Here is a 15,517-nt window from a genome sequence, read left to right on the forward strand (position 1 = left end):
ATGACAAGCTTAGTTCAACTGAATGCTTTTTTGGTAGGATTAACCGGATGTGTAATCCTGTAATCCTGTCAAAAAATAAACTTGTCTTATAGTCCCGTGGTTACGCTTAACTTCTGAAACGATGTCCAGTAACCGCTGGACGTCACACCAATGCCGTTTCCGGATAATAATCTGAATTCGTACGGACTGCTACGTATTTCTTGTTCGTTTACGTAAAAGCGCAGCGCACCCCGGTTCCGCCGAATACTCAGGCGGTTCCGGTTTTTGTCGAGCGGTACACCCGCTTTAACGGGAATAGCCGACATATAATCACTAAGCGGTTGTCCGTTAACGACCCGGACAATAACAACCTCTCCCGCCTGATTTGTAGTAAAAGCGTTATAGTTCAGCGAGTCTTTCACGCCGAACACAATTCCTCCAGTTGGCACCCGTCCCGAATCGGCCACGACATCGACTTTGATGGTGAACTGGCTCGATTGATTCAGGTCAATATTGGCAGGCAGCTCAACAAAACTGAATGCCGCCTGCTGGGTATACACGTTCAGCTTCTTAATGTCATACGTACCGTTACCAATGGTGTACTGATAATCGTGTTCAGTGCCTGCCTTCCACCCGTTCCGGTTCGTGGCAAAATCGCCGGTAAAGGCCGGGCGATACCCATCAGGGTTGGTTGCGGATGTACGGGTAGGTCGGTAAACGGTAGAGGTCAGGATAGCCGGGTCGGCACGCGGACGCTCGGGAGCAGCAATCGACACGCGCTGCCAATTGCTGCTGGCCGATTGAATGGTTGGCTGCGGGCCAGAGTCCGGAGCCTGACCAACAGCCGAAAAGCCAGCCAGGATAACCCCAATGAACAGCGCTACTGAACAGCGCGAAAAATACGGTATCATGTAGTTACGACTTCCTCAGAACGAATACGTCATCACAGCCGTTGGCTGGCCTGCCTGCAGACCTGGTCGCAACACAAGTCCGGAGACCTGATTTGGCTGCCGACTGTTTCGTAAACCTCTCACAAAAGTAAGCACTACATCAATAGCGGTGACTAATACAGCGCCACGCGTCGCTAAATAATATCGCTGGTGGTGCCGATTGGCCTCCTGATAATACGGTTCGCCCGCTCTTATATTCTTCTGATCCAGATAATTATCGTACACATCCAGCGACTTCTGCCGTTCCATCAGCCCATAGCCAATCAACCCGTAACAGCCCAGCGTAATGAGAGGTCGAAGGCCTATTCTAGGTCGGGGGGTCTGTACAAACATATTACCGACTCCCGGCGCCACTACCGATAGCAACGCCCAGGCTGGCCCAGCATAGCGCTGGCGATTCCCCACAGCTACACCTGGTTGATCAGCCTCCTGGCGGGATTTCCCCTTTGGCAGATTGGGAGGTGGTGGGGGTGATTTGATCAGTACGGTTGCCTGAATATCTTCGTTCAGGCTGTAACTGTTACCCAATACGTTCCAGACAATACGCCGGTCCGATCCAGCCAGTACGCGCTTGCCAACGTCACCCCGCAGAAAACGGGGCAGGATAAACAGTTCTCCCCGCAGCCGACTGCGCACCTGCAGGTAGATCGAATCACCCGGTCGGGCTTCGAGCAGATCGTAGCGAACTTCAAGTTCCAGCGAATCGGTTACCCGAATGCGCACGTTGTCAATTCGCTGCTGAGCCAGTCCGGACCGCGTTAGTACGAAGAACAAGAAAAGGAAGAAACCGTGGCGCATAATACGTTCGTTCATCGGTACTATCTGGGCGTAACCGTTATTTCCTGACTTATAGTGTAGCTATCATCGCAGGTATTGACCAGCACCAGTTTTACGGTGTAGCTACCCGCTTTTTCGTAATTGTACGTAACGCGGCTGCCCGTTCGGATCACGTTTTTACCATCGCCGGGGTCCCAGGTGGCAATATCAATAGTCCCTTCCGGGTCCTGAAGAAAGAACGTAACGTCCAGCCGATCCTTGACAACACCGATGGCCGCTCTTGGTGTAGAGCAGACAGGAAAATTTTTCCGTTCCAGATCAAATGGTTCACAACCCGCCAGCAGAACGAAAAGAAAGAACCAGATTACACGTTGTAACATACGATCGACTATACACCTATGGTCCGGTAAAGTTCGTGATACTTACGCAAGCATACCATCCGATAACGGAAAATGATGCATCGGCTTACGGCATCCGGCGATAGTATAATTGACGAAAACCCATCTTTTTTGTAAATTTACCTATTCGCCTTCAGGTCAACCCCAATATGTATCAGATGGTGCTGCCTGGTGTTATTTCTCCATCACAAATCGCGCCACTGCTGACACTTATTCCATTGTTTACCTGCCACTTCCCCAGATTGGCGAATCTAGTTCAGGCTTATTATGCAACGGTCTTCTCTGCGTAACGACGCGTCAACCAACGCGGCTACATTTTCTTCCGGAACGGATGGTCAGACCCTCATTCAGTCGGGCATCCCAACCGACGTTCGGCAAACCTACGATCAGCTGAATCTGATCGTGTTTACGGTCGAACAAGACGGAACACTGAGTTACATCAACCCCTATACCTACCGCGTAACGGCCTGGCAGGCAGAGGACATTCTCGACAAAAATTTCTTTGACATATTCGTTCCGGCCGCCGATCGGGCACGCCTGGAACTCGAACTGGAAGACGCTTTAAGCCGGGGGGTATTGCCCGAATCGAAGGATGTTAACCTGCTTACCCGAAGCGGGGCATTACGTAACGTTCGGCTTAATTCGTTCATTGCCAACCGAGCGCCGGCGACAGACGCGGCCTCGTTCACCATCATTGCGGAAGACGTAACGAATAAACGGCGGGTAGCTTCGGCCCTGTCGAATACCAACGCGCAGTTGCAGGACCTAGTCGACAATACGTCGGATATTATCCAGCTCCTGACTCTCGACGGTAAATTTATATTCGTTAACCGGGCCTGGCGGGAAGCTCTGGGTTATGGTTCCGACGAAATATCGGCCCTTAATCTGAACGACATACTGCACCCCGATGCCGTTAATAGTACCTGGGCGATGTTGAAACGGATTGAGCTGGGCGAAAAATTACCGTACGTCGAAACTGTTTTTCAGGCCAAGAACGGCCGCACCTTATACCTTTCCGGTAGTATCAACTGCCGGTTTGACAACGGTCGCCCAACGGCGTTTCGGTGTATCATGCACGATACGACCGAAAAAATCCGGGCCGAAAAATCGCAGAAACTCTACTACAGCATTGCTAACTGGACGATCAACGCGCCAACGCTGGACGAGCTGTATCAGAAAATTCACGAGGAGCTGGGGCACATCATTGACGCCCGCAACTTTTTTATTGCCCTCTACGATTCCGGCAAATCGTACCTGTCGTTTCCATACTACGTCGACGAGTATTTTAACGGCCATATGCGGTTCACCAAGCGCAAGCTGGGAAATGGCCTGACCGAGTACACAATTCGGGCGAACAAGCCGCTGTTTCTGTACGAACAGGACATTCGACAACTTGCCGACGCGCACCATATCGATCTGTATAACCAGCTTCAGCCCGCCGTGATGCTGACGGCTCCGCTCCGGATTGGTGATGAGATTACGGGGATAATCGGCGTAAAATCGTACGACAACGCCCAGACATACGGTCCCCGCGACCTGGAATTGCTCGAGTTCATTTCGGGTCAAGTCGCCCTCGCCATTGCCCGGAAACAGTACGAAACCATTCTGGACAAGCAGAATGCCCGGCTCAACGCCATTTTCGACAGCAGTACGTACCTGATCTGGTCAGTTAACAAAGGACTGCAGTTAACCTCCTTCAACCGCAATTACGTCCAGATGATCGAGGCTCAGCTGGGAGAAGCGCCTACCCTGCAGACGAGTGCCTCGAAGCTAAGCTGGCGGATGATTGGCGTCGATAACCAGCGTCTGCTGGAAGAGCGGTACCGGCGCGCTTTCCGGGGCATTGCCCAGAGTTTCGAAATGCATTTTGTTACGTCCAAAGGCGAAACCTTCCTAGAATGTCACCTCAACCCAATAACGCTCGCGGGGGGTGTTATCGAAGAGGTTTCGTGCATTGCCCGGGATATTACCAACCGGAAACGGGCCGAAATCGCCACCCGCCGAAGCGAAGAGAAGTTCCGGGGTATCTTTGAAAACCTGCAGGATATTTACGTACGCGTTGACCGGCAGGGGCGCATCACGATGATCAGCCCGTCGGTGTTCAAGCGCATGGGTTACGCCCCCGATGAGGTGCTGGGACAGGATGCACTCCAGTATTTTGTGGACAAACAGGTTTTGTTCCGGGCGCTTATCAAACTGCGCAGCAACCACAGCCTGCGGAATTTCGAGGTGAGTATGCGCCGGAAAGACGGCACGGTACGTCAGTTCATGTTCAACATGCTGATGCTCCAGGATGACCAGGGCGATTACTCGGTCGTGGCTGTGCTGGCCCGCGACATTACCGAGTTGAAACGTCAGGCGGCTGAGCTGGTCAAGGCTAAAGACGAAGCTGAGCGGTCGCTGAAGGTCAAAGAGCGTTTCCTGGCTAATATGAGCCACGAGATCCGGACGCCCATGAACGGGGTGATCGGTATGATTGACCTGCTTAATGATACGTCGCTGGACGAAGAACAGCGGAGCTACGTGAAAACGATCAAACGCTCGTCGGAAACGCTGCTGAATATTCTGAATGATATTCTTGACCTGTCGAAGATCGAAGCGGGGAAAATGGTATTGCACGAATCGCCGGTGGCTTTCCGGGAGATTTTTGACAAGCTGATTGCGCTCTTCGGCCAGCAGGCGCACTCCAAAAACAATACGCTGACGTACCAGCTCGGACCCGATCTGCCAACCTTCGTTATTGCCGATCAGACGCGGCTATTGCAGATTTTATCCAACCTGACCTCCAACGCCATCAAATTTACGGAGAACGGCGTCGTCCGGGTAGAAGCTACGTTACTCAGCAAACGAGGCAAGTTTAACCGTATTCGCGTCGACGTAACCGACTCCGGTATCGGGATTTCGCCCGAGAACATCAACCTCCTGTTCAACTCATTCAGCCAGGTCGATACGTCATCGCGGAAATCATTTGGCGGTACGGGACTTGGCCTGTCGATTTCCAAGGAACTGGCACACCTCATGAAGGGTGAAGTCGGCGTTAATTCGCAGGTTGGCCAGGGTAGTACGTTCTGGTTCACGATTGAGTTAAAAGAAACGGCCATTAGTCCATCGCAACAGCCTACCGAAGTGGCCGAAATCTCACTGGCCAACTTCTTCAGCGATTATCACCCCAACGTACTGCTGGTTGATGACAATGCCGTCAACCGTAAGGTTGCCAGCGAAATTCTGCGCAAAGCCGGCTGTGTAGTTACCACGGCTGATAGCGGTGCCGCGGCAATCCAGGAAGTCGCGCATCGGGCAGAGGGCCTGGGGACCAGGGTAAACGATGATCAGAAAGAAATTAACCCGCAACCCGCTGCCCAAGCTCCCATCCCCCCATTCGACGTCATTTTCATGGACATTCAAATGCCCGACATGGATGGCGTTGAAACCACACGCCGTTTGCGAGACCGGTTCGGCAAACAGTTACCCACTATTGTGGCGATGACGGCCTATTCCATGCGCGAGGATCGGGAGCGATTTATCAGCCAGGGGCTGGACGATTACATTGCCAAGCCTATCCGGGCGCAAAGCCTGATCGCCAAGGTCAAGGAGATTTCGGATGCTAGTCGGACGAAGCGTAGCGCCCAGCCCGTTCCTGCCACTAAACCGGCTGTGGCCACAGCTGAGCCAGCCTTGCCCGTCATTGATGAAGAGATCGTCGGGCAGTTACGCGACATTGGTGGTCAGGAACTGGTCGACAGCATCATGGAAGAATTCGTTACGGAAGCCACCGAACTGGTTACGGGAGCCGTTGATGCCTATGCGCTGGGCGATATTCCAACCGTAAAAAGTCATCTGCATACGTTAAAAGGCAGCGCCGGAACTATCGGTATTGCCCGCGTCGCCGACATTTCCCGTACGGCAGAAGGCAAATTGAAAGTCAACGACACCAGTGGGCTGAATGAAGCTCTACAGGCTCTGGAGAAAGCCTTTACGGAGTTTAAGGAAACATGGCAGAAATAAAAATAGGGGCTGAACGGCCCCTTTTTACTTACCATCACTTTCAGATGATGACCGATACGGGAATCGAACCCGTGTTACCAACGTATCGGCGTATTACCAGTGGAGCTTGTTGCCCAGGAGAATATTTCGAACGCCTATAATTTCATCCAGGTCGTCCCAGAAGATGAAATGGGCATTGAACTCAAAAGCTTGGCGCTGAGCGGTTGTCGCCTTACTGAGCTTGTCGGACCACTGTAAGGGAAACGATAAGGTACGGCCGTCTTCAAACGAACACAACACGTCAGTATCCTTTACGCTTACAGCAACTAAATCTGGGAGAAATTCTGGAAGTATTTCTAAGGGGTGTTTAATAGTAGCCGATCCAGGAGTTTGGGAAGTCGAAGGCTTCGGATTAGATACTTTCGTATCTCCTATTACTTTTCCAGTGTTACCTAAGTGTTTTGTAGGTAGGCTTGATATTGTTTTCATCACAATAGGTTTTGTACTGGTTGAGAATAGTTGGCAAGTTTTCTTTTATAGCGCGTTCTATCTTGTTTCGATCAGCAGTCGAAAACCCACGATTGTAAGCCAGTTGCATGTGGCCATCTGGAATAACCCAGTACTTACATTCTTTCTTGCCTTTATCTGTAACGTGGATATGAAAGGGTTCGTTTAACAAATCGAACATAACGGCGAAGAAACGCCAACCATACATTTCCAGAAACTTGGGCATCTGTAAATGTACAAAAAGTCTGTATTTGTCAAAATAAGCACGCCGGAGCTCTCGACTCAGTGAGTCAAGAGCTCCGGCGTTACATCAACAAGGTTAAAAAACACGAAAGCCCGCTTGTGGGCGGGCTTGGTGCTTCCTTCAGTGGAATGTTAGTGACCGATACGGGAATCGAACCCGTCCCTAACTTCCTGGGAATCAATACACACTTTTGTTATTTGACAAATGCTACCGGAACGCTACCGGAATTTGCCAATAATCCACTGAACCGGCCCTGAGCCCGTTCTGACAAGTAGCCCGCTTAGGCTGCGTTAGCGTCGTCCTGTTGATCCACGCGAGTGACAGGCAACGCCATCACTTTAGCTGAATGCATGGGTTTAACAGTAGCTTCGTTTTTTTGATAACGAACGTACCCATCTACCTGCATCCGTTCCCGCGCTTCCTCTTCCATTTGACGAACCTCAGCCCATGCGGTGGTCTGACTACTTGACTCAATCTTTGACCCTTCCTGGTCGGTCATAATGCCGTTTTTTTCCAACAGGGTTAAATAAAGCCGCTCGTTCTTCTCCGTTAGCCGCTCGTTGGCCTTACTGAGCCGGATATTTTCGGCCCGCTCAGTTTCGTACATCTTGTGCCAGTTGACGCCGGGGGCGGCTGGGGCTGGCGTTGTTGGGTCGGGATCGCTGTTTGTGTAGCGAACAAGCCCCGCCGGTTGTGATTTTCTCCAAGATAGCTCTTTACCCTCTGCATATAAAAGGTTAACGTCAAGCTCAGGCACGGCCCGCTGTATAGTACCTATTGTCAAGCCAGAAGGCATTGATCGATTGTCTTTAATGCCATATAATGTTTGACGACTTAAGCCTGTCGCATCCATTATCGTCGTTATTCCGCCCACCTCCTCGATGCAGGCCCATAGCCGGGCATTGGCCATTTGCTGCATTTCTTCATTGTCTCCTGACGTTCGCATATACAATTTGTTTATAATGTTGTTGGATATTGTCTAATGTTGCTTAAATTTGCTAACAGCAAAATTAGACAACAATGTCTAACCAATTTTAACAAGATATGACAAATGTAGACATCCCTGCGAAACCTGCAAATAATGCGGAAAGAAAAATTATGTTCGGCTATTTAACGGCCAAACTGCCCAAGCAGTTTGGCTACGCCAAAAAGGTGGCTGAACGGCTGATAGCCAAAGGGTTAAAGTCTATAATGGGCCTAGACTACACGAACAACGTTGTTTATCAAGTTGTAGACAAAGGATACCCGGATATTCACGTTGAGCGGGAATTAGTAGCCCTGAATGAAGAATACTTCGGTCTTCCTATCTCGCAAATCTGCCCCGATTACGTACCCAGCCTGTAGCTTATCAACTCGCGCCAATGAGCAGCTTATCTCACTCCTTTACCGTGAGGGTTGCCAAAGCGGTAGGCGAACGAAAGGCGGTTATCCTGACCAATTTTGGCTACTGGCATGGCAAGAACTCTGTGGACGAACAACATGTCCACGATGGCCACGTGTGGCTTTACAATTCAATATCCGGCTTTGCTAAAGTCTGGGAATATCTGAGCGAAAAAGAGATTCGAACGGCACTTGACGGCCTGGAGAAAGACGGGTATCTAAAGACGGGCAACTACAATAAATTTCAACAGGATCGCACGAAATGGTACGCGCTTACCGAGAAGGCTTGTGAGTTGCTGGAGATAGAATTTATGCCCAAAATTTCCCATTTGACCAAACGGGCAAATGGCTTTCCCAAACGGGCAAATGATTTGCCTAAAGAGTCAAATGAGATTTGCCCAGATAGTCAAATCTCATTTGCCCAAGAGGGCGAACCGTTACCATTAATAAACCCTTTAGAAAACTCTTTAAAAGACCAACAACAACCAGAAGCCGAAAAAACTGATGTTGTTGATGAAGAGTTTGAGCGGCTAAAAAACAAAATAAACGAGGTTAGGATTGCCGTAAAAAAGGCCACTCAATTCAGAGACAATCTGTGTATGCCTTTACGCATAAAGCCGGATTATTATTACGCACTGTTAGATGCTTTTTTTGACGAGCAAATAGGCTTCGCCCAGGCAAAACAGATCATCCGAATTGATTCGTTGCAATCGCACTTCAAAAACTGGCTTACGGTACAGGTTGGATTAGGCGCTAACTCTCGATACCACGCAGATTTTAAGCCAGTAGCCCCCGGCAAAAATGGATTCGGACCAACTTCTTCAATGGCTCCTGCCACTACCGCAAAATTCAAATCAGCTACTCCCGATTAGCTATGATTTCTAAACCAACCCGCACCCAGCCACTAGGCCCCGGCTTACCAAGATTCCGGGCAGGCAGCAGCCTCCCGGCAACCCCGAAACTCCCCTGTCAGGAGCCGGAAGCCGCCGAACTCAGCGAGTCCGATAAAGCAACACTGACCGCCGTAAAGCCGCTGCACGGCAAGCCTGATCTGCAAATCAAGACTATTGACCGCTTAATGAAGTACTACAAATGATTCCTACCCTTGAAACCGAACAGCGAATCCTGGCCGTCTGCCTGACCACCGTTGGGGCAATCCGTGAAGTAGCGGCTATTATCCAAAAACCCGACGTATTTGCGACGCCCGAAAACCAGAAAACCTACGCGGCTATGCTGGAGCTAAACCGGCTGGATCAGGACACGGACGTCGTTTCGGTCAACAACGAACTACAGGCCAAACACGGCTTTTTAAAAGGCGATCCGGCGGGCTGGATTGAGTTTTTAACCAGCCTGTTTCCCGAAGCCGAAACGTTTACCGGCAATCTGGCTCGCGCCTGCTACTGGCTGGTGGGGGAATCGGCCCGCCGGGTAGCCATGAAACTCTACAGCAAGGCACTGGCCGATCTACAGCACCCAACGACCGACCCTCTGGAGTTGATTGATAGCATCGAAAAGAAATCGCAGCAGGTACGTTCCCGGTTTGTGAGCCTATCGGATACACCCTTTGCTGCTGTATTGAATGAAGCCGTTGATCTGGCAGCAAAGGCGGCTGAGAATCTGGACCCGATCACGGGCGTAAAGACGCTGATTCGGGAAGTTGATGAGTATACAAAGGGGTTGCACGGCTCTACGTCCACGATCCTTGCCGCAAGGCCCGCGATGGGCAAAACTGCGGAAGAGGTGCAGATGGCGTATAATATTGCCGTTGTGCAGCAGCACCCGGTCGTTATTTTCTCGCTCGAAATGAAGCGGCTGCAAATGGCCAGGCGGTTTTTGTCGCTGGATACGCAGTACAAAAACGGCGAAATCTTGTCGGGCCTGACCCGCGACGACGGCCCGGTCAACATCAACAAGCTCTACGACTCAGCGGGCCGAATGGGTGACGCTCCTCTGTTCGTCTATGACAGCAAGTCTATCCGCTCGTTCGATCACATCAAGGCTAAAACCAACGAGCTGGCCCGACAGTATCCCGGCATCGTGGTTTTTATTGATTATCTGCAACTGATCCGGACTGAAGACAAAGATTTACGCACCCGAATTACCAACGTCAGCGAGGGTATTAAGGATCTGGCGAACCTGAACGATATACCCATTGTCTCTTTGGCCCAACTCTCGCGTGAGGTCGAAAAACGGCCCAATAAACGACCCCAACTCTCTGACCTGAAAGAGTCAGGCTCGATTGAGCAGGACGCCGACACGGTTGTTTTTCTCTACCGCCCCGGCTATTACGCGGCAAAGGACGGTGACGGCGGTAGCGTCGACCAGAATCTGTTGTACAACATCGTGGCAAAGAATCGCAACGGCTCAACCCACAACGAAGAGGAAGCAATCTCGCTGCATTACGATTTGGCCACCAACCGGATTAAGCCTTACTCACATTTTGGACAATGAATACTACTGACGATACCCGGCCGTATTACGGCAAGCTGCCACCCATTCACGAAAGGGCGCGAAAGAAGATCTATACCAGCGCCAAATCGTGCATGGACGGTGAAGATGCTACCCAGGCGGTGAAGGGCGGTTCTCAGGAGCAGAAGGACGCCTTTGTCGACGAGTTGCCGGATGTGATCTGCTACGAAGGGTACGAGGGGCTACAGGCAGCGTACAATGAGTTTCTACAATCAACAAAAAAGGCAAAATGAAATCTACCGCAACACAACGAATTGCCGAATTTAACCGAATCGCAGCGGGGCTCAAAACAGTGCTTTTGCTTGGCGAAGAGGTGCTATTGAACCGTCAGGAGCTAATCGAAAAACACGACCTGGAACCATGGCTGGTTAACCGAACCCTTATGCTGTTAGTTATCATGGGCCTTATCAAGCAACATAGACGCGGCATTTACGAGGCCACCTTTGCGCTTTATAAAGTAACTGGTGAGCAGCTCGAGCTGGCAAACAAAAGCTACGACAGCGAAAACTATAAGCGCAAAAAAGAGCGTCAGAACTGTTTGCCTGAAGTGCCACCGAGCGCGGAGCCAAAACAAGGAGAGTTGACCTTTATTACTCCGCAGATTGCAGACGCCCGGCCAATTTCCTTGCCTTGTCAAATTAGAAAAGAAGCCGTCTATGGCTATATCATTGCCACTCAGGCCGTTTTCTATGATACCCTGGAAGAGGCTGAACTTGAAGCCCAGATTCAGGCAGTGCGTCACGGATTGACTGAGATAACACTGATCCAGAAGCTGAAAGAAATCGAAGTGCCGCGCCCTATCGTGCGCACAATCACCCCCAGTTCATAGTAAATGTTGTTTTAAAAGGCAATTCGCCGGGGCGCGATGATCCCGGCGAATGTTTTAAACTTATCTTACCGTTATCTGTTTGGACTTCTCAACCTCAACTAAGTTATTGCATGGCTAACCCCACAACCATGTCCGACACCCGCCTTATTGTTGAGATTAAAAACACTCAACCGGTTGAGCTAGTGGATTACTCACAATCCATGCTTGCGCTCAGTAGCCTTTACACTCGCTTTATTGATAAAAACCCTTTGCTTGATGCGGGTGTTGAGTCCAGGCTATTTATTAAAGAAATACGGCCAGGTAGCATTGTAACTGAAATAGCAGATTATCTACCACTAGCTCTGCCGTTCATTGAGTACACAAACTCAATGGTCGATTTCGCAACTAACCTTAAAGCGCTCTACTACCTCTACATTGGCAAGCCTGGAATAAATGAAGAAGATGTAAGCCGAGCGTTAGCGTCGACTGACATTGTTGATTTAAAGAACGCTCAAAAGTTTTTAGAGCCTATTGTTAAAGATACTGGATCGCAGATAAATGTTGGAGTAATCAATATTAATGCTCCTATGACGGTTATTCTAAACCTAAATAGTTTAGAGGCCAATGCGGCACAAAATAGTATTCAACGAGAAATCGAAGCAACAAAACAACCCCAGCAAAATTACTTTGATCGTCAAGTTTTCACGTGGCACGTGGCAAAAAATGACGCCAAAAGTCAAAGTGGCGATAAAGGTATAATATCAAACATTTCCGATCGCGCGGTAAAGGTTGTATTCGCATCTGAAGCATTAAAAAGTTCAATGCTTTCCATGAGTGAAAATCCTTTAACGAAAGCATTTGTAGTTGATGTCGAAGTAACATATTTAAGCGAGAAGCCAATTGCTTATAAAATTTTATTCCTTCACGAATACTTTAATATTGATTAAAATGAAAACCGCTAGCCTCAGAACAATTCAAGATACTTTAGATAAAGTTAGTCGCGACTATGACGAAATTGCCGTACATAGAAACGTGATTCTTTTATGCGCCGACCGATCACAGCCAGATCGAACTTGTGAATGGCTGGACTCATTGGATGAAGCAACGATTGCCGAACTCACCGCTGTTCACGATTGGAAGGGCGGAGTCTTTTTATTTTGGCAATCAATACCAGCCGCTTTTAGGAATATGAGAGATATTGCTATGCCTGATGGCGATGGTTGGACAATATACGACCAGGCAGAAGTCTAAATAGCCTTCACTTTATTTATAAGCCCACCCCACGCCGGGGTGGGCTTTTTTTATTGGCCCGATCAAAACCCGCCACCAGCAATCGCCAGCAGCGGGTCGGCAATTTCCGTAACACATCTCTGTGCATGTAATCGAGCGAATAATACGAAGGAGAGAGGGGAAAGGCAAGGGGTAATGCCCTGTTACACAACACGTTAATTTTATCGTGCCTTGTTGCGTAATTATTTTTTATAATGTTGTTGGATATTGTCTAATGTTGTGTACCTTTGTCATAAGCAAATCAGCAACAGGGCATAGAGGAATACATAGTGGCCCCACAAACCACCGCCGTCCTGGGTCGATCTGACAAACGCCAACACCTTACGACAAATGAACGCGACTACTTCAACATCCCACATCGATCTGACAGAACTGGAAGAAAAGGTTCTGCGAAATATCGTCGGCTCTGAATATCAGGATTGCGATCCTACAGACTACGCCTACATGACGACCCATGAAATCTACTCGTTCTCTGCGACGAACGAAAGTAAATCGCTTCGTGGCGCACTGGGTAGCTGCATCAAAAAAGGATTGGCGGGTGCCGGCGAACCCTACGAAGGCGAGCCAACCTGCTTCATTACTGAGCATGGACTTCGGGCGCTTTCACTCATTTAAGCATTACCACAATGAGCAACTACCCAAAAGACATCGAGCCCTGTTGCATCGTGACAAAGGGCGAGTACGGCACGATCGTGATTGATCCGGTCGACCAGATTGCCAGCGATGCCGACGAGTTCAACAACGCCTGGGTGTATGAGCACTCGCTCACTACCCTGTTTAGCTGCGAAGTGTCGAACATCAAGGCGGGCCGACTCGCGCCCTCTGACGAGGTATTCATCCACTTTGAACTGCCTACTGACGTGAACTACGCCTGCAACGTGCCGGTGATTTTTTCGGGCGTGACTGATGGAGCGATCAAGTTGATGATGCGACTGACCGACCTGCGTAACGAGGTGGACTTCTGGGATGAGGTATCGGCTAAAGGATTCTAATCATGGAACAGGCAACGACAACCGCAGCATTTGAAGCCTTTCTAAAGGCTCAATCAGAATTTAAGACGGCTATCAAGGATAGCGTCAACCCCCATTTTAAATCGAAATTTGCTGATTTCGCATCTGTCTACGACGCCGTTAAGGACGCCCTCCACAATAACGGCTTCTACGTCACTCAGCCCATTCAGATCAGCGACAACGGATTTCCGATTGTTGAAACGATTGTCCGCTACAAGGACGGCACGGAGATCGAACGGTCAGCTTGTCCGGTAGTCGCCAAACAGCAAAACGATCCCCAGGCAATGGGATCTGCTATAACCTACGCCCGTCGCTACTCGCTGGCTGCTATTCTCTGCGTGGTGACCGATGACGACGACGCTGAAGCGGCTATTGGCGACCGGAACGCGAAGCCTCAGCCCCAACAACGTCAACAGTCAGCCTCTTCATCGAACGTGAATTTTGATGAATGGCAAATGGCCGCCGACGCCTGCAGGGGTGCCGCTGATTTGAACCGGTTGAAAAAAGATGTAGCGGCTAGCAAGTTTGGCGACGACGACTTTAAAAAGGTTTGGGCAATGTTGACCAAACGTGCCAAAGCATTGGGCTGCAACTACGATAAAGACGCTAAAAATTTTACATAAGGATAGGTTGAATCTAACCAACAGACGGAGGTGGCCCTGCTGCCCCCACTCTTTCACTACAGTCCATGCCCGGCCTACTCCCCACCACCGACACCGGACCCAACCTCAATAGCAAAGAGGAACTGCTGAAACCCGGCGTGTGGGTAGGCAAGCTGCCCAGCACGGGCGTCGTACACCGGCTGACGGTAGGGGGCGGGAAGATAAAAATCGAGCGAGGCTGCTACACCTCCCCGCACGACGGGTGGACCAAGCACTACGACACACTCCATCAGGAGGACGCTGAAAAGCATTTGCATTTGCTGCGAGAAGTTAGAAGCAACCCCTGCGCGTGGCAGGGATAAAATAGAGCAACCAATTCATTTTCAATTCTATATCTCCAATCAATTCCCATGAAACAAGTTCTGATTACTACCGAACACCGTGGCGTATGGTACGCCGAAGTAGCCGAAACTGCTGACCTGACCGCTACAACGCTGACGGATCTGAAAAACTGCCGCATGGCCATCTACTGGGGAACAACAAAAGGTTTGCATGAGCTGTGCCAGACTGGCCCTACCAGTTCCAGTAAAATTTCCAGCCCCGCCGATATTCTGGTGCTGCACAAAGTAACGGGCGTGTTTGCCATCACAGAAGCCGCTGCCGAAAAATGGAACAGCCACTGCAAATAGACTTCCTGACCTATGGGGATGTGATTGATGCGGGAGCCTGCCATGACGGGGTAGTGAGTGCCTGTAAACGGGCCGGCGTGTGGGCGGGTACAGTGGAAGAGCTGCTACCCAAATTCAGGGGCAACGAAAACTACATCCTAGCAGCCGCGAAGCGGACCGGCAACGGCAACGGCTACGGCTACGGCTACGGCGACGGCAACGGCGACGGCAACGGCTACGGCAACGGCTACGGCTACGGCAACGGCTACGGCAACGGCAACGGCAACGGCTACGGCAACGGCGACGGCGACGGCAACGGCTACGGCAACGGCAACGGCAACGGCTACGGCAACGGCTACGGCAACGGCTACGGCAACGGCGACGGCGAAATATAATTAGGTGTGGTTCGAGACAGGGCGGCTCCTGGTCGCCCTCCTCTCTTTCGCACCAA

At 50.4% G+C, this 15,517-nt stretch carries 21 protein-coding genes; 15 read left to right on the plus strand and 6 right to left on the minus strand.

Annotated features, from left to right (window positions below; all coding sequences use genetic code 11):
- Window positions 1-86: 86 nt before the first annotated feature.
- Genes HU175_RS21960 through HU175_RS21970 form a run of 3 tightly spaced genes read right to left on the minus strand, consistent with a single transcriptional unit; the run spans window position 87 to window position 2,086 of the window.
- Complete coding sequence (locus HU175_RS21960) at window positions 87-890, minus strand: hypothetical protein (protein WP_228724243.1); 804 nt, start codon at window positions 888-890, stop codon at window positions 87-89.
- A gap of 15 nt (window positions 891-905) precedes the next feature.
- Window positions 906-1,742: a hypothetical protein gene (locus HU175_RS21965; RefSeq protein ID WP_228724244.1), complete on the minus strand. Its 837-nt coding sequence runs from the start codon at window positions 1,740-1,742 to the stop codon at window positions 906-908.
- A 5-nt stretch (window positions 1,743-1,747) separates the two neighbouring features.
- Window positions 1,748-2,086, minus strand: coding sequence for a PKD domain-containing protein (locus HU175_RS21970; protein WP_176568610.1), 339 nt, complete (start codon window positions 2,084-2,086; stop codon window positions 1,748-1,750).
- 285 nt (window positions 2,087-2,371) lie between these two features.
- On the opposite strand from HU175_RS21970, the gene HU175_RS21975 reads away from it, so the two are divergent.
- A complete protein-coding gene (locus HU175_RS21975) occupies window positions 2,372-6,109 on the plus strand; it encodes a PAS domain S-box protein (RefSeq protein ID WP_176568611.1) in 3,738 nt (1,245 codons plus the stop codon).
- Window positions 6,110-6,202: 93 nt separating this feature from the next.
- On the opposite strand, the gene HU175_RS21980 is transcribed toward HU175_RS21975, so the two are convergent.
- The 3 genes from HU175_RS21980 to HU175_RS21990 all read right to left on the minus strand — a co-directional run bounded on the left by HU175_RS21980 (window position 6,203) and on the right by HU175_RS21990 (window position 7,785).
- Window positions 6,203-6,577: a DUF2442 domain-containing protein gene (locus tag HU175_RS21980; RefSeq protein WP_176568612.1), complete on the minus strand. Its 375-nt coding sequence runs from the start codon at window positions 6,575-6,577 to the stop codon at window positions 6,203-6,205.
- Window positions 6,537-6,821, minus strand: coding sequence for a DUF4160 domain-containing protein (locus HU175_RS21985; protein WP_176568613.1), 285 nt, complete (start codon window positions 6,819-6,821; stop codon window positions 6,537-6,539). The genes HU175_RS21980 and HU175_RS21985 overlap by 41 nt, the downstream gene beginning before the upstream one ends.
- A 298-nt stretch (window positions 6,822-7,119) precedes the next feature.
- On the minus strand, window positions 7,120-7,785 hold the full coding sequence (locus HU175_RS21990) for a hypothetical protein (RefSeq protein ID WP_176568614.1): 666 nt from the start codon (window positions 7,783-7,785) through the stop codon (window positions 7,120-7,122).
- A 152-nt stretch (window positions 7,786-7,937) separates the two neighbouring features.
- Between HU175_RS21990 and HU175_RS21995 the strand changes: the two genes are divergently transcribed.
- The 14 genes from HU175_RS21995 (at window position 7,938) to HU175_RS22060 (ending at window position 15,461) form a co-directional block, all read left to right on the plus strand.
- On the plus strand, window positions 7,938-8,183 hold the full coding sequence (locus HU175_RS21995) for a hypothetical protein (RefSeq protein WP_176568615.1): 246 nt from the start codon (window positions 7,938-7,940) through the stop codon (window positions 8,181-8,183).
- Between the two features lie 17 nt (window positions 8,184-8,200).
- Window positions 8,201-9,091: a hypothetical protein gene (locus HU175_RS22000; RefSeq protein WP_176568616.1), complete on the plus strand. Its 891-nt coding sequence runs from the start codon at window positions 8,201-8,203 to the stop codon at window positions 9,089-9,091.
- A gap of 2 nt (window positions 9,092-9,093) precedes the next feature.
- The gene (locus HU175_RS22005; RefSeq protein WP_176568617.1) at window positions 9,094-9,315 is read left to right on the plus strand and encodes a hypothetical protein; all 222 of its coding nucleotides are present in this window, start codon (window positions 9,094-9,096) and stop codon (window positions 9,313-9,315) included.
- Window positions 9,312-10,670, plus strand: coding sequence for a replicative DNA helicase (locus tag HU175_RS22010; RefSeq protein ID WP_176568618.1), 1,359 nt, complete (start codon window positions 9,312-9,314; stop codon window positions 10,668-10,670). The genes HU175_RS22005 and HU175_RS22010 overlap by 4 nt, the downstream gene beginning before the upstream one ends.
- Window positions 10,667-10,921 (plus strand): hypothetical protein, encoded by a 255-nt coding sequence (locus HU175_RS22015; protein WP_176568619.1) that lies wholly within the window; start codon window positions 10,667-10,669, stop codon window positions 10,919-10,921. The genes HU175_RS22010 and HU175_RS22015 overlap by 4 nt, the downstream gene beginning before the upstream one ends.
- A complete protein-coding gene (locus HU175_RS22020; protein ID WP_176568620.1) occupies window positions 10,918-11,517 on the plus strand; it encodes a hypothetical protein in 600 nt (199 codons plus the stop codon). The genes HU175_RS22015 and HU175_RS22020 overlap by 4 nt, the downstream gene beginning before the upstream one ends.
- 110 nt (window positions 11,518-11,627) lie before the next feature.
- Window positions 11,628-12,443 carry a hypothetical protein gene (locus HU175_RS22025; protein ID WP_176568621.1) on the plus strand — a complete coding sequence of 272 codons (816 nt, stop codon included), beginning with the start codon at window positions 11,628-11,630 and terminating at the stop codon, window positions 12,441-12,443.
- 1 nt (window position 12,444) lies between these two features.
- Window positions 12,445-12,747, plus strand: coding sequence for a hypothetical protein (locus HU175_RS22030; protein WP_176568622.1), 303 nt, complete (start codon window positions 12,445-12,447; stop codon window positions 12,745-12,747).
- A 369-nt stretch (window positions 12,748-13,116) separates the two neighbouring features.
- Window positions 13,117-13,401 carry a hypothetical protein gene (locus tag HU175_RS22035; protein ID WP_176568623.1) on the plus strand — a complete coding sequence of 95 codons (285 nt, stop codon included), beginning with the start codon at window positions 13,117-13,119 and terminating at the stop codon, window positions 13,399-13,401.
- An 11-nt stretch (window positions 13,402-13,412) separates the two neighbouring features.
- The gene (locus HU175_RS22040; RefSeq protein ID WP_176568624.1) at window positions 13,413-13,778 is read left to right on the plus strand and encodes a hypothetical protein; all 366 of its coding nucleotides are present in this window, start codon (window positions 13,413-13,415) and stop codon (window positions 13,776-13,778) included.
- Between the two features lie 2 nt (window positions 13,779-13,780).
- Window positions 13,781-14,419: an ERF family protein gene (locus HU175_RS22045; protein WP_176568625.1), complete on the plus strand. Its 639-nt coding sequence runs from the start codon at window positions 13,781-13,783 to the stop codon at window positions 14,417-14,419.
- A 65-nt stretch (window positions 14,420-14,484) separates the two neighbouring features.
- Complete coding sequence (locus tag HU175_RS22050) at window positions 14,485-14,760, plus strand: hypothetical protein (RefSeq protein WP_176568626.1); 276 nt, start codon at window positions 14,485-14,487, stop codon at window positions 14,758-14,760.
- Between the two features lie 48 nt (window positions 14,761-14,808).
- On the plus strand, window positions 14,809-15,087 hold the full coding sequence (locus tag HU175_RS22055; RefSeq protein ID WP_176568627.1) for a DUF6948 domain-containing protein: 279 nt from the start codon (window positions 14,809-14,811) through the stop codon (window positions 15,085-15,087).
- A complete protein-coding gene (locus tag HU175_RS22060; protein ID WP_176568628.1) occupies window positions 15,066-15,461 on the plus strand; it encodes a hypothetical protein in 396 nt (131 codons plus the stop codon). Before HU175_RS22055 ends, HU175_RS22060 begins: the two co-directional genes overlap by 22 nt.
- Window positions 15,462-15,517: the final 56 nt, after the last annotated feature.

The sequence above is a fragment of the Spirosoma sp. KUDC1026 genome (genome assembly GCF_013375035.1).
In the GTDB taxonomy this organism is placed as follows: Bacteria; Bacteroidota; Bacteroidia; order Cytophagales; family Spirosomataceae; genus Spirosoma.